The following is a 21176-nucleotide window of genomic DNA, read 5'->3' as shown; positions in this document are numbered from 1 at the left end:
TTACTGGAACTGAGCTCTTTAAAATCATAAAAACCGTGATAAACGATCCAAGTCGTTATATGAATAGTTTTTTGACATTCGTTTCTTGGACGTTGTTCTTATTGATGCCATTGTATGCTTTTATTTTATGGTTGTTTTTCAGAAAAAGTCAACCTTATTTTTACTGTCATCTTATTTTTGCTATTAATCAGCACGCTTTTTTGTTCTTGTTATGTGGTCTTGTTCTTGGAATTAAACTTTTGTTTCCCGATCAATCCTCACAACCAGAAAACTATGCACTTTTGTTGATTCCTATTTATATGTTTATAGGCAAAAAACAGTTGTACCAAAAGGGATGGATTGGCACATTTTTTAGAATGTTTGCAGCCTTCTTTTTATACCTTATGCTATTCATTTTGGTTATTACTTTGTTATTTGCATTGTGGTTTGATTTGAATTTTTTGTGATATTTAATTCATTGCGACACCAATTTTCACACTTTTGGAACGCGATCTCCCTTTATCGTCAATAACACCAATTTGAAACGTCCCTGGTTGTAAGGACCAAAATTGAGTTTCCTGAGGGTCTGAGCGTCCAATAAATTGTTCGTCAACAAACCAATAGACTTCATTTACATCGGCATCTACCGTTGCTTTAAGGGGAAGGTTATTAAACAGTGTTTCTCCGGGCGACATTAAATATTCCGTATTGGACATGGGGGACACGATTTTTGGCACAAACCCCTCATTTGTATTAGTCAGTTGATTGCTGTTTTTCTTATTTTGATTAGGGTCAAAAATAGGAGGTGTTTTTCTGGGGACTCCCGCAGCTCGAAATATTTTCAATACATCCGTTGTCCAAAATTCAAATACTTCAGTTTGTATGTCTTTTCCGTCGTTGTGCGACCTGTAACCTGTTTTAGTATTTACATAAATCTCCCTACAGATATCACACTTTTCTATGGACGATGTTCCTGGTATAAAGTGTGTGGATAACTTTCGTCTACAAAACGGGTGTGCCAGTTGTCCAGAAGCAGCACAGACTTCGACCTCACGAATCCCTGGTGGCCTCGATTCCATATCTTCGAACGCTTCATAATTCGGTGATTTTTTGTTCTCATTCATGACGTTCTGTGCAATTTCAAAAAGCAATGGGGTTGCTAATTGCCGCCCATTAAATACAGGATTTCCATACCCATCAAAATTGCCTAACCAAACTGCCAAAATATACCTATCAAAAATCGCAATGGACCAACAATCCTTAAAGCCTATCGAAGTTCCTGTTTTATAACTTATGGGTTGTGTGCCCGTTTCTGAATTATAATTATTCCCAAAGGCAGAGAGGCTATAGCTATTTGGTTTGGGGTTTTTCATCAGAATTTGTTTTGTAAGCCAGCAGGCTTCATGACTCAAATAATGATTTTCTGAAGGTAAATTTTCAGGGCTTACAGAAAGATAGGTTTCATTCGTTTTTTGGAAGGTACCATTGTTCGCCAACACACCATATAAGGACACCAGTTCTCTCATGCTAAATTCTGCACTTCCTAATACAATCGATAATCCATAATGGTCTTTATGTTTTAAATCTCCGAGGTCCAAACTTTTTAGGAGATCATATAAGTTTGGATCTTTGACTTGCGAAGCCAACGCTACTGCTGGCACATTTCGGCTGTTAATGAGTGCCTCCCATGCTTTTACTGGGCCTTTAAAGTCCAGTTCATAATTATCTGGTGCATAGCTAGAAAAACTTGTTGGGGCATCTTTTAACATGGTCATTGGGTGGATGACGCCTTGATCCATCGCCAACGCATACAAAAGAGGTTTAAGTGTGGATCCTGGTGATCTTCTTGCCCGCGTGCCATCGACTTGACCTTGTATTTTTTGGTTAAAAAAATCGACGGATCCAAGACTTGCAACGACTTCCATATTGTTCTCATAATCGACTAAAAGGACTGCAGAATTTTTAACGCCCAGAGGGCTTTTTCGATGTACATATTGTTTGGTTAATCTAGTGATCAACTTTTGAAGTTTCCAATCCAAGGTTGTATAGATGCGATTCTCATCTTTAAACGTATTTAATATTGAGGTTGTAAAATGTGGCGCTCGGTAGGGGGTGAAATAACTCATATTCAAAGCCATTTTTGAATGCGTAATTTCATCTGATGTTGGTTTCTCTTCATTGACTTCTTGCCATTGTTTGAAAAGCCGCATTCGGGCGTTGGTTAGCTCTGCTGGAATTTCACGTTTTCGAGGGTTGTATTTTGATGGGTTCTGTGGTAAAATACTTAGAAACAAGGCTTCTTGTAAATTGATTTCTGAAAGGTCTTTTTCAAAATAAATTAAAGAGGCTGCAGCAAAGCCTTCGATATTTCCGCCACAAGGTGCTAAATTTATATAAGCTTCAAGGATGTCATCTTTTGAGTAATACAACTCCAAATACATTGCATAGGCCATTTGTTTGAGCTTCCCTAGTATTGTTCTTGTTTTCATTCCATAATACAAGCGAACGACTTGCATGGTAATGGTGGATCCGCCAATTCTCACATTACCAAGGATGTAAGTTTCTGTAATGGCTCTGAGGATTGCAATAGGGTTTACTCCTGGATGGTAATAGAAATAGCGGTCTTCTTTTAGTAACAGAGCTTTTTTAATTAAAGGGCTCGAAGCGTTGATATGAGAAAACATTCGGTATTTGTCATCATCGGATAAGGTAATTCGTAGTACATCTTTGTCACGGGTATAAACAACCTGTGAAAAATCCTTATCCGCTAGAATTCCCCCAGAAGGTTTAAATATAAAGTAGGGGATAAGCAATACCAGAAGTAGTACTAACAACTGGTATAGCTTTTTTTTGAGATGCATCAGAAAATTATTCAACTACAAAATTTTCATTTGGTGCATATCCGAAAATGGAGAGGTCATACATAGATTCTCCATAAAATGGGGGCGTGATAAAAGTTCCTTTGTTGATGGCTCTAACTTTATAAACAAACTCTTGAATATTTGGGTTTACGTTACCATAGAATATAACTCTATCCTCTCTTACATCTACATAGTCTGGAGTCCACGTACCACTGTTGTTATTCCGAACTAAAGTGCTGCTTACTTCTAATCCTGCGGGTAATAAATCAACAAAAGCAATGTCAGACAACCTTTTGTCGTTCAAACTTCTAAATTTTAGATGTACTTCAATTTCTTCTCCCAGTGCTGCTTTTTGGATGATATTTCCTTTTAAATCTGTAAATGTACGGGACACTTCAATAGAATTGCTGGCACTCGTTTTAGGTGCTTCTAATTCATAGCCCGCTTGAATGACCTGATAATAGGCGGTTCGATCTTCCTCTACATCAAATACTAATTTCTCGGTTTTATCCGAAAATTTGTTCACAGGGAATTTTCCCGTAGGAAGAAGGAGTACTTTTTCTTGTTCATTACCAGAAATTTCATAGATGCTGATGTTGCCAACAGCGGGTTCTTTCGTTGCTTTTGAAAAGGCATTAAGTGCCATAATACTATAGGATGAATTTAGTGTATTATAGTTGCCACTTTCGAGATCTTTCACCATTTCTTGAATGATACTTTCTGAAACATTTTCCAATGCATCGGTTTGGTGCGAAGCTAATAGATACAATAATTGAGCATTATGCATCAAGTTATCATAGAAATTCCAAGAATGGTTTTGTTTTTTGAAGTTTGCTTTTACAACCTTATTTAACAAACGTTTTCCTTGTTTTTCCTGTTGCATTAAAAAATAGGCACCAGCGATATATCCTGCGGTCAAATCCTGTTTCCAATCTTCAAATTTAACCTCAAGCTTGTTTCTAAGTGATGTAATATAATTGGTGGTAATAATCTCGTTTAAAGTTAGTATATAGATCGCATAGGCTTGAACACGGAACTCATGTGCACTGGATAAATCACTTCGTTTTGCGATCCTTCTTAAGGCCTCTAGTGTTCTATTGTATAAATTATCAGACACATTATATCCCGACTGTTTACATTGCGTAATAAAGTGTGCTGCATAGACGGTTATAAAATCAGAAGTATGAGAATTTGCCGCCCATATTCCAAATTTACCTTCTCCATTTTGTCGTGCTTGTAAAATCTTTAGGGTATAGCTTATTTTATTGAGGAGTTCATCTTCGTCAATCTCAAATCCTGTAGCATCTTTTAGTAATAAATAGGGGAACCCTTGACTCACTATTTGCTCAGTACACCCGTAAGGGAATTTATCAAGGTATTGGATCAAGCCTTTTGAAAGTCCTTGTGGTAAGAACGAAACCGAGGTATTTAAAATTCGGTAATCTTCATACATTTTCCTTGGAGTCTCAACTTCGATTTTCTCATTGCGAACCGTTCCCGTTTTTACGGTTGTTTGGTACGAAATCGCAGGCCTCACACTTAAATAGGACGCAAGTTTTGTTTCTGATTTTTTTGATGTGGCTTTGAATGTTAAAGAGGCTGCGCCAAGCAGTTTGTTTACATGAACCTTAAAGGTTACAGTAGTGTCTTGATTTTGACTTATTTTAAGATTCATATTGGCAGGTTCAACCTTAAGATGTGGAGAGGCTAAAACCGCTAAATTTATAGGTAAATTTTCTCCCGATTCTGACACAGTATTGGTGACCGTCACCGTGACCTGAAACGCATCTCCTGGGGTTGCAAATACAGGAACATTTGGACTGATTACAAATGGGTTTTTAACAATTGCTTTTTCTTCTGCTGTTCCAATTGCATTGGCAGAAACGGCAACGGCCATTACACGTAAGGTGCCATTAAAATAATCAGGGACGGTGTATTCTAAGCTGCGTTCATTTTGATCGGAAGACACAATGCCAGACCAATAGACTACGGGTTTGTGTTGTTTTCTTTTGAAAGGGTTCAAGTTTTTTCCAATATCGTCAAAACCAGAACCTCCTCCCATAGCGGACACCCGTTGCGAGAGGGAATACTCAGGAAGTATCAAATCGAGTAATTGAGATGTTTTTACTTCCAATGCATTCTTTTTAAAGAAATGCGCTAAGGGATCGGGAGTTTTATATTTAGCCACTTGTAAAATTCCTTCATCCACCGCAAAAACAACAATTTTAGTAGGCTTTTCAGTTTTATATTTAATACGAAACACCTCTCCAGATTTTGCCTTTGAAGGAATGTCTAAAGTAATGGGATTTATTCGTTTTTTCTTGCTAATCTCAAAGGGTGCAATACCATAACTTAGGGGCGTGATATAAATATTCTTTGAATCGGCTGCCCGAACAAATGAAACGTTTATATAGCCATTACCTTCTAGTTCTTTAGGAATTTTGATTTTTGTAAGAAATGAGTTTGTTTCACTCACAAACCATTTCGATGCATAGACTTTATCTTTTTCAATCGTAATAATTCCAGCACCTTTATAAGGCGCTTTTACATAGATTTCAATTTCTTCTCCGGAATCGAAATCTGTTTTGTTTAGTTTGATTTCCAACTCGGCAGTTTTATCCAAGGAACGTGAAAGATTCCCCATGCCTACTACAGAAAAATTAAGATGTGAAAATTGAACCCCTTCTTTATTTTTAATTATGAGTTCATATTTTCCTGGCTCGCTCGTTGGGAGGTTAAAATTGAGTCCGGAGGTAGGAAGGTTTTTTTGAACGTCGGATAATGGAATTTTTTTAGATACAGATTTATAAGCGTAAATCCCGTTCGGTTTTTTTGTCAGTACGGATATTTGATCGATTCGATTCACTATAAACTGTAAATCTGATACGGTTGTCTTTTTTAAACTTGAATTAACAGCAATTACTTGGACCGCACGTTCGGAGTCTTTATAGATATAAGACAAGTCTCCATTTGTTTTAGTTCCTATCAAATATTCTAATGGTGAGACTAAAACATTGGATACTGAGGTGACACTTCTACCACCTTCTTTCTCAAAGCCATCGGCTATAAACGTTAAATTATAAGTTGATGCATCAAATCGGTCTAGTTTTAAATCAAATACGGCCTTACCATCTGCGTCGGTCAACTGTTCAGGAAGATTTTCAGAATAGGACACTCGTGATGATAGAGGGTCATAAAATCGATAATTTCGAAATTTGGGAAATCGCATTCTGCCCGGTGAAAATGTGATTCGAGAGGAAACTTTATTTCCACTTGCTGGCGAGCCAAAAAGATTCCGAAGGCTTACTTGACCTTTGATCCATTCTGGAGACACCCAAGCTTTATCACCAATCCCCGGAAATACGGTCGAAATACTCAATCGGTCTGGAAGGAATTCTTCTACTGAAACCGTCGTAGATCCAATACTGCGATACCTCCGCTTATTCTTAACAGTATAAAGATTAATTTGGTAGGTTCCTGTGGGCGATGAGTTTTCTGTAATGTATTTAATTTCTTCAAATCCACTATTGTTTAATTTAAACCGTTTTTTATAAATCTCTAATCCTCTAGGATCAATAATACTAGCCTCCACAGGTGCACCCTCCAAGTTACTTCTCCAATCACCCGATTTAGTAATCATAGCAATATTAAATTCATCCCCAGGTCGGTAGATGCCACGTTCAGAAAATAAATAGGCGTTCAATTTAGCGGGGTCAGATGATCCATAGACACCTCCTATATCAAATTTTGAATAATTTAACCAGCGCCCAGAGGCTTCTACAGGTAAAAAGGATAAATCCTCACCTTTGGTTACAACAAATGCTGTGGGTTGCTTTTCGTCTTTAAAACTATCCAAAGAAGGAAAAGCCACATGTCCACTTGTATCTGAATAGGATGACAAGATTGGGATTCCATTTTTACCCAAAACTTGCACTTTTGCATTGGCTACGGGCAGCCCTGTTTTAATAGATTGTATAAACAAATCACGGTGCTGGTTGGCACTCTCTTTGACTAAAATGCCTAAATCACTAACGATAATAAGACGCTTATCGGTTACACTTCCTTCTTGATTTGTATAGGTCTTTTCGGACATTGCTTTAAAGAAGAATACCCCATTTCTGGATTTTCCTGTAGTCCCCTTTTTTAGATATTTTGTAAAATCGAAGGAAAAAAAGTTGGATTCACCTGGATCTAGTGTTTCTAGGTTTTTGTATTCGATATGATTTTCTACAATATTATCTTCTGAAAACAACCAGTTTCTAAAATTGAGATTGGTAAGGTTTCCGTTAGATTGTGTGATCAGATGATTTATTTGGTCTGGAAGGACTCTCCCTATTTGAAAACGCACGTGTTTTATGCCTTGAGACATTATCGAAATCTTTTTTTCTCCAGTTGAAGAAAGAATGATGCCATCATGCATGATTTCAAGTTCTTCTTGGAAAGGTCTTACTCTGAATATGACCTCATAATCTTTTGATAAAAAATATTTACCATAAAAAGGAGTTCCTTTTTTTATTTTCAAATAGACGTATCGCAATGGCGGGACATTCATTTTAAAACTATTAATATTCTCAAATTCGTGTTCAGATTCCATGGCAGTCAGCTGAACTGAGATACTTAATTTTCTAACTTCGGGGCCTATTTTTTTTACATCATACCAATGATGATTCTCTATTCTTTCTTGTCCAGGCAAAGCAGGCAAGTCCATGGGTAACACAAGGAGTTCGGCGTTTTTGAGTAAATCCGAGGCTCTTATCTTACCTTTTGTGTCGATGACTAAAAACTGTTCAGACTCATATTCCTTGTTTTTTACAATGGTTTGTTGTATCGATTCAATACGAACAAAATTCAGCATCCCTGGAATGATAACTTTGGTGGATACTTCAGATAATTTACGATTGCCCTTCCATGAACTTTTCGTCCCTTTTTCGATCGTTAGTTCCATCTGGACATCATCTTCAGGAATAGGCAACGGCTCAGATAAGACATATGCTGTACTATAAAAATCATCGTATGTGATACTGAATTTATAGTCTTTGTTTTTAAACGTTTGAATTTCGGTATCGAGTTTATAGGGCTTTAGTGAAACGCGGCTTTCAAACTCGTTCGGATCAATAGGGTGTGAGAAATTTACTGTTGCAATGACTTGCTTGATGTTTTCGTCAAGAACATCAATATGGAATTGACTGGAAGCAATCCAAAGAGTGAATGGACTTGTTTCAAACACTGCATTATAGGTTTCTAATTTGATATGTTTAGAGAATAATTCCCGATCCATTTCAATCTCATATTCTGTACCCGGAGCCCATTGTTCTACGGGGTGAAAGCTGATTTCGTTGTCAGCAGACCAGCTCCAAATACCTTTTATTTTGGGTTGAATTAAGAGACCTGTTGCGATCTCTTTTTGAACATCTTCAATTTTTGATACCGATCCGTTGAATTTTATATATAATGGAGGAACATTCTCTTGTTTTTCAAGGTTTGGGGCGGCTGGAACTGAAACAGTAAAATTTATTTTTTTTTCATTTGACCCACAAGATTTTAATATAAAATTCACACCAATGATTAGTATTAAAATCCCTATTGAAATTCCTGTGATTTTTGAAGGTTTAGATTTCAAAAATTCTCCTATTTTTTTCATGGGTGTGAGGTATTATATATTACAAGTTAGCTTCCTTCTAAACGTATGATTTTTTCAAATATTACTTTCATTAATTTTATTTACTTTTTTCTAACTGAAAGAATTGATGTAATTAAAAGTCCAATTCCCAATCCAATTAGTATCGATCCAACAAAGGCGAGTGGCGATGTATCTAAGAAAAAGAATCCCACTCCAATCCCAATAATGAGACCGCCTCCGATCGCCCAACTACTCTTGTCGTCTTTTATATTTGTCATTGTGTTTAGTTTTAATAATTGCTTGTTTCCATAAACGCTGCTAATGGCTGACATTTTTGTTTTAGGTCACTCCTAATTTTGCGTTTCCATTCGTTCTTTAAAATACTTAAAACAATGCTGTCTCTTCTTGTGTCATCGGTCTTAGGGCAGTTGCTTCGTAAGACGCCCTCGGTTGTGCAGCCTATGTTTTTCATAGCATCAATACTTTTTATATTCTCATTATCCGCTCTAAACTCAACCCTTTCTGTTTCTAGAATTTTAAATGCAAATTCTAATAAAAGAAACTTACAATGTCTATTGAGTCCGGTTCTTTGGAATTGTTTTCCAACCCAAGTATATCCAATTTGTAAGCTTGAATTTTCAAGTTGAATATCATAAAAGCGAGTACTACCAGCGTAGCATTTGTTTATTTTGTCATAGACAATAAACGGATATTCTTTTTGATTTTCTTTCCCTTTTAAAGCGAGTTTTAAATAGTTTTTTAAATTTTTTTCGGAGTCAGCCTTTATTAAAGAGTAAGTCCATAGTTCAGGTTCGTTGAGTGAGAATTTTAGCAACTCATTAAAATGATTTTCTTTTAAGGGTTCTAGAATTACAAAATCATTTTCTAGATAATAATCGTTATTAAAATTGAATTTCATAGTCGGGGTATTTATGTGTTTACTTCAGTTTTTCTATTTTTTCATCAGTCCATTCTGATACCGATAATCGTTTGTTTGATAGTAGGAAATGATTTCTTCTAATGCCATTGCGCTTTCAGTTTCAGGTTCCAAGCTGTTTGTTTGTTGATCGTATTTATAGAAGTATGATTTATTTTGGTCGCCTAAAATAGATAATTTATCAGCCTTTAATAACCCAAGTTTTCTATAATTTCCAATGAACGCTCTTTGGTCAGCAATGTCTATTGTGTTAATATCCTTACCATAAAAATTGGAGGTGTATTCCCATCCTAAATAGCCAAACAATGTGGGGAAAAAATCTATTTGTGAGGCTTGTTTTACAATCTTCGTTTTGGGGGCGTTAGGGAGGTTGTAGATAAGTGCAGGAATATGGTATTTACCAACATTCAATTCCCATTTCCCAGCAGAGTTGGCACAATGGTCTGCCATGATAGCAATGACAGTAGTGTCAAACCAAGGCTTGTCTTTTATGGTGTTTAGAAACTTACCAATAGCATAATCGGTGTACTTTACGGCACCATCTCTTCCAGTCCCAGAAGGAATGTCTATTTTGTTTTCTGGATAGGTATAAGGACGGTGATTTGAGGTGGTCATGATAAAATTAAAGAAGGGTTTGTTGGCGGCATAATTTAGGTCCGCTTCTTTAATGACTTGTTTATAGATGTCTTCATCACAAACGCCCCAAGCATTTTCAAACTGAATATCTTTATCTTTAATGTTGGTTCTTTTTGCAGTGAATGATTCTCCAAAAAGATACCCACGACCGCGATCGACAATGTCAAATCCATTGGATCCAAAGAAGTTATTCATATTATCAAAATAGCCATCGCCTCCATAAAAGAATGTTCTCGAATAGCCTTTTTCTTTAAACACATCTCCGATGTTATGCAGACCTCTATTGTTTTTTCTTTTGACGATGCTTCTCCCTGGCGATGGGGGTACAGAGAGCGTAATTGCTTCCATCCCTCGAACGGTGCGTGTGCCCGTCGCATACATGTTTTCGAAATACACACTCTGTTTTTGTAACGCATCTAAGTTTGGAGTTATACTTTTTTGGTTCCCAAAATGGTGGAGGAAATCGGCATTAAAACTTTCTAAACAGATGAAAATTACATTGGGTTTTGTTTCTGGATTGTAAGCTTTTACTGTTCTTGAGATGCTGTGTTTATCTTCAGAAAAAAGGGTGTCGTTTGGGGTGTTTAAATTTCCTTTTAATTTTCTAAAAGATAGCTCTAAATCCTGTGTCTTATAGAAGTCGGTATAATTCAATTCGTTGTTTTTAAAAGCTGAAAAGAAGGAGTAAATGCCAGCTTTTGAGATTTCATTTTCATAGCGATTCTTTGACCATTCTGCATCATTATTGTCTATATAAGCCCCGTACAAAAAAGGAATTATTAAGACAGTAACTAGTAAGATTCGGTCTTTTGAAGTTCTTTTGGAGGAAAATGTATTTTTAAAAACGTTCTGTTTTTTTAGAATATAATATTGTAAAAACACCAAGACAAACACTACAAATAACAGTAAGGGGATTGGATAGGATTCATTGATGTTTTGCACGACTTCATAGGTGTAGATTAAATAATCCACGGCAATGAAATTAAATCTGTTCTGAAATTCTTCCCAAAATGTCAGTTCTGCAAAAAATGAGAAGGTGAGTATGAGGGTTGTTAAAAAATAAAAGACATAGGTACATGATTTATCCACAAGACTGCCAATCCATTTGTTGGGAAACAGTATTAAATAAAGAGTGTATAGGATTACAAAAAACGAAATCACCCCAATGTCAAAAAATAATCCAGTGAACAGAACTCGAAAAAAATTGAGTATGGAAAAATCAATTTCTGAGAAGGACCAAACATAAAACACACATCGGACACTAAAGGAAATGAGTATGAATTGTAAAATAAAGTTTTTGTAGGTAGATAAGCGGCTGTTTTTTTTCATTTTTTAGGTTCGATTTATGATATAGGGGAGATAGGTTATTGCAAAAATGACTATGAATGTGAGTGCAGCAAAAGTAACTGCTCCTGCTGAAATGTCTTTTATGAATCCTATTTTAGGGTGGTTTTCTTTATGTACAAAATCGGCTAATTTTTCAACGGCCGTATTCATGCCTTCTATGCTCATAACCAATCCCATCGCAATGATTTGATTGATCCAATCTTGTTTAGAAATGCCAACGATAAAACCCAGTAAAATGGTTAACGAAAAAACGAAGGTTTGGGCCATGATGCTGTGCTCTGTTTTTAATAATAAAAACAAACCTCTAAAGGCATATTTAAAACTTTGAAGCCTTCCTTTTATAAATAATATCATTCTATTCTTTATTTTTTGTAATATTAGTATTGGGTACTTGTTTGCAAAATTAGTGATTTCGTATGTACTGAAATTCACATTTTTATAAATTTACATATTTGATTTATTATAATCAACTTTTTTAAAAACTTTCGTTTTATTTTTTAAATCATTATTAAGAACTTCCTCTAATTCGTTCGTGATAGGGTTTCCATCTATAAAACTAGTTATTGCATTTCTCAACCTCAAACTGTATTGAGAATAATTTTCTGGTAAATGATCGATTCTACTTTTGTCATTTGGGTCAAAATGAAATCCAATTAAAATTAAATACCATTCATAGCTCTTAATTATTTTTTTCATTAATTCTCTTGACAGTTTTTTTTCATCTTTAAATTCATGTCCTAATACTTTTATAGCATTGTAAAATTCCCAAAAAGAAAATTCGTCAAAGCATCCTTCTTCATGTATAAAGTAAAGATAGCTGTCATTTTCTGTAGCAGCATTATCGTTTAAAATCTTTAAAGCTTCTTTTTTATTCATTGTTTAACATTGTCCATCGTTTATTTGTTTAAACCTGTTTCAATTGCTTCAAACAAAATCTATTAAAGCCCCTCTCTATTTACAGGCCTCTTAGGCGCGAACAATCTAATAAAACACTTACTAGTTTATATAGGTTATTGAAGAATCAGATTTGAGGTCTTATTCCGCCATAAAAGTAGTCAAAAAATGAATACGACCAAAAAATTAAAATTATATTAAGCTTAGGTTGAGTCAATATGGCACCCTATTTGATACTAATTTATAGGGGACTCCCAAACGAGTACCAGACTGAATGTTATGAATATCGTTTGATTTCTCGAATTAATTTTATACTTTAACTGAAAATTTTGATATTATATAATCCTCCAATCTCAATAAAATCATGAAAAAATATCCCCTTATTTTTCTACTGACACTCTTAGCCTATTCTTTATATGCACAAGATGTCTCTTCATTTTTCACAAAAACCGATCAGTTTTTAAAAACCTACGTTCAGAACGGAACAGTAGCGTATGAAAAAATCCATTCCAACCCATCCGCGTTAGATGAACTCTTCAATATAGCAGCAACGCTTTCTATTTCTAAAGAAGAGGATCACTATAAAGCATTTTGGATTAATGCCTATAATTTAGCGGTTATCAAAGGAATCATAACCAATTACCCTATGAATTCTCCTTTAGATAAAGGTGGTTTTTTTGATAAAATTACCTATGAGATTGCAGGTCAAAAAGTCACGTTAAACTCCATTGAAAACACCCTGTTAAGAGCTCAATTTAAGGATCCGCGCTTGCACTTTGTATTGGTTTGTGGTGCCATAGGATGTCCGCCTTTAATCCCTAAAGCGTATTTCCCAGAAACCTTAGACAAACAGTTAAAAGAACAAACCGAATTGGCCATTAATGGCGATTCATTTATAAAAGTCAATATCAAAAAAAAGCGTGTCGAAGCCTCCGAGATCCTAAAATGGTATAAAGAAGATTTTGTAATAAAAGGTCAATCTGAAATTGATTTTTTAAACCTCTACAGAAAAGAGAAAATACCCCCAAATTTTAAATTACGGTACTTCACGTACAACTGGACTTTAAACAGTCAACCCTAACATTAAACACACGCCTTAAACACCCTACTTATGAAACTTAAAATCACCACAGTACTATTTTTAATGCTGACATTCTCAATCGCTTCACAAGAAGATAACGATAATGAACAGAGTAACATCATCACTTATACCCCCTCAAAACTATTGAATAAAGGGCAATGGGATATTAAATGGTTTAATAATATTTATACCCAAACAAAAAACTCTGAAAAACCTGGTTCACAGCCAAGAGAAACTTATTTTACATCCACCATAGATATTTTTACTGGCATCTCTAAAAACAACAATTTAGACGTTGGACTTTTATTAGAAATACGTTCAAATGCGGTCAATGGCCTAGATACCTTTGATGTTTTTAAATTTGAGAATAATTCAACCAATGGGACGCGTTCTGGATTTACCTCATTTGCACCTGCCATAAAATTCAAACCCTTTAATAAAATTAGTAATTTAACATTGTTGACAGCCTTCCATATTCCATTGGTAAAAGAGGAATCAGAAAACAACGTTTATTTAGATCAAAAAGGATATACCCTCCAAAACCGATTTTTGTATGATTACACCTTTGCAGGAGATGAACTACAATTATTTGCTGAAATAAATACAGAATATAATTTTGGGGATAAGAAAGAGAGCTTTGCAAATACGAGTTTGGTTTTAACACCAAGTGTCTTTTTTAGTTATTTTCCAAGTCAAAAATTTACTGTTTTAGTGATGGCGCAACATTCCCAAAGGCTCGATCTTGGAGAAAGTTTAGCACAAGACTATTCAGTGCTTGGTTTTGGAACAAAATATCAACTCACAAAGGTGTTGAATATTGAGTTTTTATACACCAATTTTGTGAGAGGAAATAACACCGGATTGGGTCAAACATTTAATATCGGCTTAAGAACCCTATTTTAAATTTATAATCAAGGACGTATGAAATCCATAGCATCTCTTTTTACTTTTTTTATTGTAGTCAGTACCTCCGTGTGCGCACAAACGGAACTCATTAATGAACTCGATTTTAAAGGCCTCAAAAAAACAAAAGCATCGTTTTTAAGAACTATTTTAGAAACCAAAAAAGGACACCCACTAGATTCTACCCTCATAGAAAAAGATCTTATTAGGTTAAAACGATTGCCCTCCATTTCTAATGCTACTTATGAAGTCGTCCAACTTCCCGATAATCACCTCAAGGTTCAGTTTAATTTAGAAGAAAACTTCACCTTGATACCCGTTTTTAATTATTGGACAACAATTAGGACAGTCGCTTATAAAATTGGTATCTCCGAATATAATTTATTTGGCAGAAATATAACCATGGGTGGCTTTTATCAAAATAATGGCTATAACACCTTTTCCTTAAATTTTAATGCCCCTTATTTGTTTTCAAATAAGTTTGGTTTGGGGCTCAACTACCTAAATTGGAAAAGCGAAGAACCGCTTCATTTTGGAGAAAACACGGCCAATTACCTTTACCACAACACCTCCTATGAGTTATTGGGATCCTATGAGCTAAATTTCAAAAATACTTTAAAAGTTGGATTCTCTGTTTTTAATGAAAAATACGATCATAAAACGGGGGATATAGAGTCTGGAGTTCCCAGCCAATTGGATGTGAATAAGCGATTGTTTAAACTTATTTATACACACGAAAATCTAAATTATTTTTATTTCTACATCAGTGGTTTTAAAAGTGTTTTCAATGGACAATTCGTAAGCTCCGAAATCAAATCTCAAAACAATTTTATAATCGCTTGGAACGACTTCTTGTATTACAAAAGAGTTGGGGATAAAGGAAATTGGGCCAACAGATTACGCCTTGGCTTATCCACAAATAACGACAGCCCTTTTGCACCTTTTGCCTTGGATAACAACGTAAATTTAAGAGGCGTTGGAAACGCTGTTGACAGAGGCACAGGCAGTATTGTTTTTAATACAGAGTACCGACATACTTTTTTGGAAAAGAAAAGCATCGTTGTGCAAGGCAATGGATTTATTGATGCAGGAACTTGGCGAAACCCAGGGGGCAGTTTAAGCACTTTTGGAGACAGCGAAAACATTAATGTTTATACAGGTATAGGCGTGCGGATCATTCACAAAAAAATATTCAATGCCATCCTTCGTATCGACTATGGCTATGGCATCACAAAAAATGCCAACAGAGGATTTGTGTTTGGTATTGGGCAATATTTTTAGATAAAAATAAAAAAACTTTTTTTGGGCGTTCAAAGCCGGGCTTTCCGCTACAAGTCCTCGCCACAACACAGGCTAACGCCGCGCTATGACCGTGGGCTTTTCAACTGCAATCCCTCACGCTAAAAACCTCAGGAACATTGCATTTAATACGTCTAGTTGTTTGTAGTTGTTTTCTGTTCCTTTCCAATTAAAAAATACAAAATAGCTCCAAAAAAGCTCAAAAATATCACCACCAACAGCCAAATTAGTTTCGTGTTTCCCTGAAATTCACTTTTTTGAATATCAATAAGTGCTAAGACAGTTGGTAACACAGCGAGCGCTAAAATAAATAAGAGTATAATTAATTCCCAAGTCTCCATCATTGCTAAAACTATCATTTTTTAATTGTTATTCGTTAGTTTTTGTTCTTTTGCTAGCGAGGGTTTATTGGTTTAATCCATAGAGTACGCAGCTTGGAGAATTTCATTTAATCTATTTAGATGACTTCTTTTTCTAAAGCTAAAAAGTGAGTTACCTTTTCATTACAATACAAAGGGATAATTCTCACTTCGCAATTATAGACTGAATTATCTTTTCTGTAGTTTGTGATCACCTCCTTAAATGGATGTGATTTTTTTAATTTAGTTCTAATTTTTTTCTTAACAGATGAGCAGGTGTTTTCTCCCTGTAAAAAATGGGGTGTTTTGTTTATGGCAAAATCTTTTGAATAGCCTGTCATTTTAGTAAATCCTTCATTAACCCAAATAATTCTTTGGTTTAAATCGGTAATTACGAGTGCTTCAAACTCTTGATTTTTAAAAACACTCTGAAAATCATTACTCCATTTTTCTTTTTTAAAGAATGAATTTACAACCTTAAGATCTCTTTTTTTTCTCTGCTTGTCAAGTGTTTTAAAATAATTTGGCCTATAGATATCCCAACTTGATAACGGGGATATTTTAGCTTTAGACGATTTAATTTGATGTTTTATTTTGTCATGTTCTTTATCTGACAAAGAAGAAAGATAAATGTCTAAACACATCATTTCAGAAGAATTGTATTTCATAGTTCTATTTTTTAATATGAATGCTAACGACTACAAATCACACCCTGCTTAAATAGGATTATTTCCGAACAAGCCCATTTAGAGGCGTCTAAATAGCATAATAATCTTAAAATACTTTTGGTTGAATTGGTTTTTTGAAGAATCAGATTTGAGGTCTAAGTCTATTGTAAAGATAATAAAAAAATTATTTCTGACCAAAGAGACTCTACTTAATGGTGCGGATGCCTTTAAAGTCTTGCTGCGTATTCTAGATTTAAAATTATAAAGTTCTATTTGTTTAAGTCATGGAATACCTTTAGATTTTGCGTAGTTTGACGGTTAGTATAAGCGGTCGTTTTAATGCCGCTTATACATTGTTGGCAAATCGTTTATTCTTTTATCAATTTTATTGATGCCTTTCTATTATCTGCTTGAACTGTTATTAAATATATGCCAGACGGTTCTTTTAATGGTATATTAACAAGTTGCTCTTGACGAAATGACTCTGAACGAATTAACTTGCCATTAATATCAGAAAGAATAATTTCTACAGATTCATAAACAGCTCCCAAGTCAATCGAGAAATTACCATCAGTTGGATTAGGGTGTGCTAAAAGTTTGCTTCCAAAATCGTTTTTGATAATACCTAGAGATGTTGAGCCAAAGGTTCCATCTCCCCAATGCAACTGGCCGAATTGGATGCAAACAAAGACAATATGGTCATAATCATTGATGCCTACACCTGAAGGTAAGTTAAATGTCATAGCGCCTGATGAGTAATTTAGGCCACTAATGGTTCCTATGTTTTCCACTAGTAACATCCCAGATGTGTCAATAGGTTGTGTATAGTCATTATTATTAGTTAGAAACACATGAACATCAAATACGTTACTCTGAGTCAAATAATTTGTATCAAATCTGAGGTTGAGGGAATTATCGTCAAACAGTTCCAGATACACGTCTCCCTCGAGTGAGTAATCACCATCTACGAGTGATGCTGTTCTGAACTCTATGAGGTTCTGACTAATAACAATATGAGAGGAAAGTAACAATATAAATAATAATATATTTTTCATAGGAAGTGATTTTTAATTTATTCTATAAGTTTGCTAACGGTCTAGTATAAGAATAGTAGCGGATTTACACGCACTAACTTTTCGGTTAAACACAGACCTTTTTTATGTTTCATTACTTTTGTTTTAGTGATTAAACCGCTATTATTTTTATACCTTGTTCTACGGCGTTTTAAATTCATTTTTATTTCTTTTTTCTCAATTTTCACCTAAGACTATTTTTTCTATTATTTTGTTAAATTTATTGGGTTCGTCTATAAATGGAAAATGAGCTGAATGATCGAACTGATAAAAATTTTTCTCTGGTGCTTTTAATTGAGTAAAAAAATCTTTAGCAGGTTTCAGAGGTGTCTGATAGTCATGAATACCTTGAATGATATGAACTGGAATAGAGATACTATCAACTTCTTGTATTAAATTTGTTTGAATAACATCATCCCAAAGATGCATAGGTGAAAATAGAGCTCCCTCTAAATAATTTATTTTATTTCGAAAAGTATATTCAGGACTATCAAAGAGAATGGTTTTATAAAGATTTGTCAAATTATAGTTTTTGTGGCTAAAACCACCACCATATTTATTGACAAAATCTCTTTGAGGTATCAAATAGTCCATCCATGTTTGGTTGTCCGCCAAAGAGTCAGGAAATACTAGTGTATTTATAATCTCAACATCTGATTTATTTTTAAGGTTTTTAGCCATTTTTTTAATCCAATTCAAAGAGATTTTTTCTCCATAATATTGGTGAGAAACTTGCCCAATGCCAATGTAAGAGTGAAAATGATTAGGGTGCTGATAAGCTAACATAGTACCTAAAAAAGAGCCCCAAGAATGCCCCATCAAATAAATTTTATTTTGCTTAAATTGGATTTGTAAATATTCTGAGACTTCAACAGCATCAGATATCATTTGTGGTAATGACATACTTTCTACAGGTATATCTTTAAAATAAGATTTTCCCGCTCCTCGTTGTTCCCAATACGCTACTACAAATTCTTGCTCTAAATTTAATCCTATATTTTTCATAAATGGAAATTCAGGTGTCCCCGGACCTCCATGTAAGAATAACAAAACAGGTTTAGTATTATCTTCTCCTCTAATAATAATAGTCTGCTGTATTTCGCCAACAGGAATTGTTACTATAGTAGAAATAGCATTTTTAGGAATATTTCCATCATTATTTCTAACAATGTCAGCTACTCCAGGGCTTTTTATAAAAACAATTGCGATAAATACTAAAACTATTACCACGATGGTTATAATCGAATATTTTATTGTTTTTAATATTTTTTTCATTCTTTGATTTTTTTAATGACGTAGAACTAGTGTATATACACACCTTTAGGTGTGCATATTTCCATTATATTTAGTGTTTCGTTCAACAATACATCCCAAATTGGCGTGTATTGTTGAACTTTCTGTTTTATAAAACGTATTTAAATGTTTTTTCATTTCATTCATTTTTAACACTAAAAACTAAAGTTTATAATTCATTAGTATGTATACTTCGTTGCTCAATCAATTTTTAAAAACTCCGCATACCCATACACCACTGTATAAATACAGTATTTTAATAGCTTACTAAAAAGTTGAATTGGTTAAAATGAAGAATCAGATTTGAGGTCTAAGTCCGTTGTAAATATAATAAAAAGAAATTATTTCCGCCCAAAAAGGCTGTCCATAATTGTGCGGATCCCTTTAAAACCAAAGTAAATCGCCGCTCCACAAGTCAAAACACCCGCAATCACCAAAGGGATGTAAAGCGGTTTATCGGGATTGGAAAATCCAGCATGTAAAATAAAAGGCCCTAAAAATAATAAGAAGAGAGTCACCCCCATTGTTTTAAGTCCACCCACTAAAAGGTCTTTATTGGTTCTAGGCGTTTCCATTGGTATATTTTTTTAATGCGGTACGTACGTTTTTATGAGTGTCTAACAACTGTTGTGCTTCGGTTTCTGAGAGGTTCAACTGATCCATCAACATCTTGACGCCACGGGCGACTAGTTTATCATTGTTCAGTTGCATGTCCACCATTTTGTTGCCTTTTACCTTTCCAAGCTGAATCATTGTGGTGGTGGTGATCATATTCAATACTAATTTTTGTGCCGTGCCGGCTTTCATTCGTGAGCTGCCCGTTAATACTTCGGGACCTACCACCACTTCAATTGGGTAATCCGATACTTGGGCGAGGGGACTGCCCTCGTTGCACGTCATACATCCCGTGCTGATGTTGGCTTGCTGACAGGCTTTCAAGGCCGCAATCACATAGGGCGTTGTGCCAGAAGCAGCAATACCAACCACCACATCGTTTGTGGAGATACTATATGCTTGTAAATCCTTCCAGCCTTGTTGGGTATCGTCTTCGGCAAATTCAACCGCTTTACGGATGGCACTATCACCACCTGCAATCAGTCCAATCACCATTTCATGTGGGACTCCAAAAGTGGGAGGACATTCAGAAGCATCCAAAATTCCGAGGCGTCCACTGGTTCCAGCACCCAAATAAAACAAACGTCCGCCGTTTTTCAGGTTGTTTACAATCTGTGCTACCAGAGCTTCAATTTGTGGGACTGCTGATGCAACCGCCGTAGGAACGCTCTGATCTTCTTGATTGATCACGTTTAAAACATCCTTAATAGACATTTTTTCGAGATGGTTGTAATGCGAATCCTGTTCGGTGGTTTTTGTGAAAGTCATACACAAAAATAGAATTTTTGAAACACTTTTGTACTATTCTAAAATTAAACTCGCGCTATACGTTTCAGAAAGTCTAAAATACCCCATCGGAAAATGCTCTGGATTGGTCATATTAGAGAGGTTGCCACGCACCGTGCTTGGAGTGGTGCTAAAAGGATTTCCACCGTCTTCAGTTTGGTCAATCAAAATGGTCATAAAATTAAAATGACGCTCGTCGATTCCCATGATTTTAACAACCGCTTCGTCTCCTGCGAGTAAATCCTCATAGAAATGCGAAAAGATAAATACATTTCCTTGGTAGAACTCATCTTTTGTTGCTAAATACCTTTGAAGTCCAAAATCAAATAAATAAAAATCATCGCGTTCGGCACTGTCCGTATAGGAAATTAAAATTTCTTTTTCATCCCCTGCAAAAAGTGTGCTTTCTCCTTGCTCTAAGTTGTCAATAGGCACCGCATGCATCAGTTGTTCCACGGAGGATTCATAGGTTTCATTGGCATATACGATGCGCAGTTTATAGTCGGTATCAAAACTAGGGGTGAAGTCCAAGTTGTAATTTTCTAACTCCGTGTCATAAACAAACTCAAATGTTTGGTTGTTTGTGAGGTCTAGCAGTTGCACGCTGGCATCGGACACCACTGGATTTTCTTCTTGATAAAATCCACCAGATAAACTTAGTTTTACCACTTGTGCCAAAGTTTCATTGGGCGTCATTTGAAGCGATGCATCAATGGCCAATCGAGGTGTTTCGGTGGGTAAATCGAGTTGAATTACTTCTTCGCAAGAAGTACTTAGGAATCCCAGACCGATCAGTATAAATAATTTTTTCATGTGTTTCATAGC

18 protein-coding genes (1 of these 18 running past the window's edge) are annotated in these 21176 nt (G+C 35.2%); 4 read left to right on the top strand and 14 right to left on the bottom strand.

The window, feature by feature from the left end:
- Positions 1 to 446 carry the 3' portion of a DUF3667 domain-containing protein gene (locus FORMB_RS02105; protein ID WP_069675885.1) on the top strand. 445 nt of this gene lie to the left of the window's left edge, so only the last 446 of its 891 coding nucleotides appear in the window; the start codon falls outside the window, past its left edge; the stop codon is at positions 444 to 446.
- Positions 447 to 449: 3 nt separating this feature from the next.
- Here FORMB_RS02105 and pbpC read toward each other — a convergent pair whose 3' ends face one another.
- From pbpC to FORMB_RS02075, 7 genes are all read right to left on the bottom strand, one after another.
- A complete protein-coding gene (pbpC, locus tag FORMB_RS02100; RefSeq protein ID WP_069675884.1) occupies positions 450 to 2840 on the bottom strand; it encodes a penicillin-binding protein 1C in 2391 nt (796 codons plus the stop codon).
- Between the two features lie 7 nt (positions 2841 to 2847).
- Positions 2848 to 8481: an alpha-2-macroglobulin family protein gene (locus FORMB_RS02095; protein WP_069675883.1), complete on the bottom strand. Its 5634-nt coding sequence runs from the start codon at positions 8479 to 8481 to the stop codon at positions 2848 to 2850.
- Between the two features lie 80 nt (positions 8482 to 8561).
- Positions 8562 to 8738 (bottom strand): hypothetical protein, encoded by a 177-nt coding sequence (locus FORMB_RS13095; RefSeq protein WP_197493486.1) that lies wholly within the window; start codon positions 8736 to 8738, stop codon positions 8562 to 8564.
- 11 nt (positions 8739 to 8749) lie between these two features.
- A complete protein-coding gene (locus tag FORMB_RS02090) occupies positions 8750 to 9379 on the bottom strand; it encodes a GNAT family N-acetyltransferase (protein ID WP_069675882.1) in 630 nt (209 codons plus the stop codon).
- Positions 9380 to 9412: 33 nt separating this feature from the next.
- Complete coding sequence (locus tag FORMB_RS02085; protein WP_069675881.1) at positions 9413 to 11362, bottom strand: LTA synthase family protein; 1950 nt, start codon at positions 11360 to 11362, stop codon at positions 9413 to 9415.
- Between the two features lie 3 nt (positions 11363 to 11365).
- On the bottom strand, positions 11366 to 11734 hold the full coding sequence (locus FORMB_RS02080) for a diacylglycerol kinase family protein (RefSeq protein WP_083243890.1): 369 nt from the start codon (positions 11732 to 11734) through the stop codon (positions 11366 to 11368).
- A gap of 90 nt (positions 11735 to 11824) precedes the next feature.
- Positions 11825 to 12256 carry an Imm41 family immunity protein gene (locus FORMB_RS02075; RefSeq protein WP_069675880.1) on the bottom strand — a complete coding sequence of 144 codons (432 nt, stop codon included), beginning with the start codon at positions 12254 to 12256 and terminating at the stop codon, positions 11825 to 11827.
- Between the two features lie 382 nt (positions 12257 to 12638).
- On the opposite strand from FORMB_RS02075, the gene FORMB_RS02070 reads away from it, so the two are divergent.
- The 3 genes from FORMB_RS02070 to FORMB_RS02060 are packed head-to-tail and all read left to right on the top strand — an operon-like array spanning position 12639 to position 15539.
- Entirely contained in the window at positions 12639 to 13355 is a 717-nt protein-coding gene (locus tag FORMB_RS02070) for a DUF547 domain-containing protein (RefSeq protein WP_069675879.1), read from the top strand.
- 30 nt (positions 13356 to 13385) lie between these two features.
- Positions 13386 to 14258 carry a hypothetical protein gene (locus FORMB_RS02065; RefSeq protein ID WP_069675878.1) on the top strand — a complete coding sequence of 291 codons (873 nt, stop codon included), beginning with the start codon at positions 13386 to 13388 and terminating at the stop codon, positions 14256 to 14258.
- 18 nt (positions 14259 to 14276) lie between these two features.
- The gene (locus FORMB_RS02060; protein WP_069675877.1) at positions 14277 to 15539 is read left to right on the top strand and encodes a POTRA domain-containing protein; all 1263 of its coding nucleotides are present in this window, start codon (positions 14277 to 14279) and stop codon (positions 15537 to 15539) included.
- A gap of 152 nt (positions 15540 to 15691) precedes the next feature.
- Here FORMB_RS02060 and FORMB_RS02055 read toward each other — a convergent pair whose 3' ends face one another.
- The 7 genes from FORMB_RS02055 to FORMB_RS02025 form a co-directional block, all read right to left on the bottom strand.
- A complete protein-coding gene (locus tag FORMB_RS02055) occupies positions 15692 to 15916 on the bottom strand; it encodes a PLD nuclease N-terminal domain-containing protein (RefSeq protein ID WP_069675876.1) in 225 nt (74 codons plus the stop codon).
- Between the two features lie 98 nt (positions 15917 to 16014).
- Entirely contained in the window at positions 16015 to 16584 is a 570-nt protein-coding gene (locus tag FORMB_RS02050) for a PAS domain-containing protein (RefSeq protein WP_069675875.1), read from the bottom strand.
- Between the two features lie 368 nt (positions 16585 to 16952).
- Positions 16953 to 17639 carry a T9SS type A sorting domain-containing protein gene (locus FORMB_RS02045; protein WP_069675874.1) on the bottom strand — a complete coding sequence of 229 codons (687 nt, stop codon included), beginning with the start codon at positions 17637 to 17639 and terminating at the stop codon, positions 16953 to 16955.
- A gap of 195 nt (positions 17640 to 17834) precedes the next feature.
- A complete protein-coding gene (locus FORMB_RS02040; protein ID WP_069675873.1) occupies positions 17835 to 18932 on the bottom strand; it encodes an alpha/beta fold hydrolase in 1098 nt (365 codons plus the stop codon).
- A gap of 359 nt (positions 18933 to 19291) precedes the next feature.
- Positions 19292 to 19525: a DUF6095 family protein gene (locus FORMB_RS02035; protein WP_069675872.1), complete on the bottom strand. Its 234-nt coding sequence runs from the start codon at positions 19523 to 19525 to the stop codon at positions 19292 to 19294.
- The gene (murQ, locus tag FORMB_RS02030; RefSeq protein WP_069675871.1) at positions 19512 to 20333 is read right to left on the bottom strand and encodes an N-acetylmuramic acid 6-phosphate etherase; all 822 of its coding nucleotides are present in this window, start codon (positions 20331 to 20333) and stop codon (positions 19512 to 19514) included. Before murQ ends, FORMB_RS02035 begins: the two co-directional genes overlap by 14 nt.
- Before the next feature lie 33 nt (positions 20334 to 20366).
- Positions 20367 to 21173 carry a DUF4249 family protein gene (locus FORMB_RS02025; protein ID WP_197493485.1) on the bottom strand — a complete coding sequence of 269 codons (807 nt, stop codon included), beginning with the start codon at positions 21171 to 21173 and terminating at the stop codon, positions 20367 to 20369.
- Positions 21174 to 21176: the final 3 nt, after the last annotated feature.

Origin of the sequence: Formosa sp. Hel1_33_131 (assembly GCF_001735745.1) — a bacterium.
Taxonomy (GTDB): domain Bacteria; phylum Bacteroidota; class Bacteroidia; order Flavobacteriales; family Flavobacteriaceae; genus Hel1-33-131.
The sequence above is the reverse complement of the archived record's forward strand: the minus strand, read 5'-3'. Positions and strand labels throughout refer to the sequence as shown.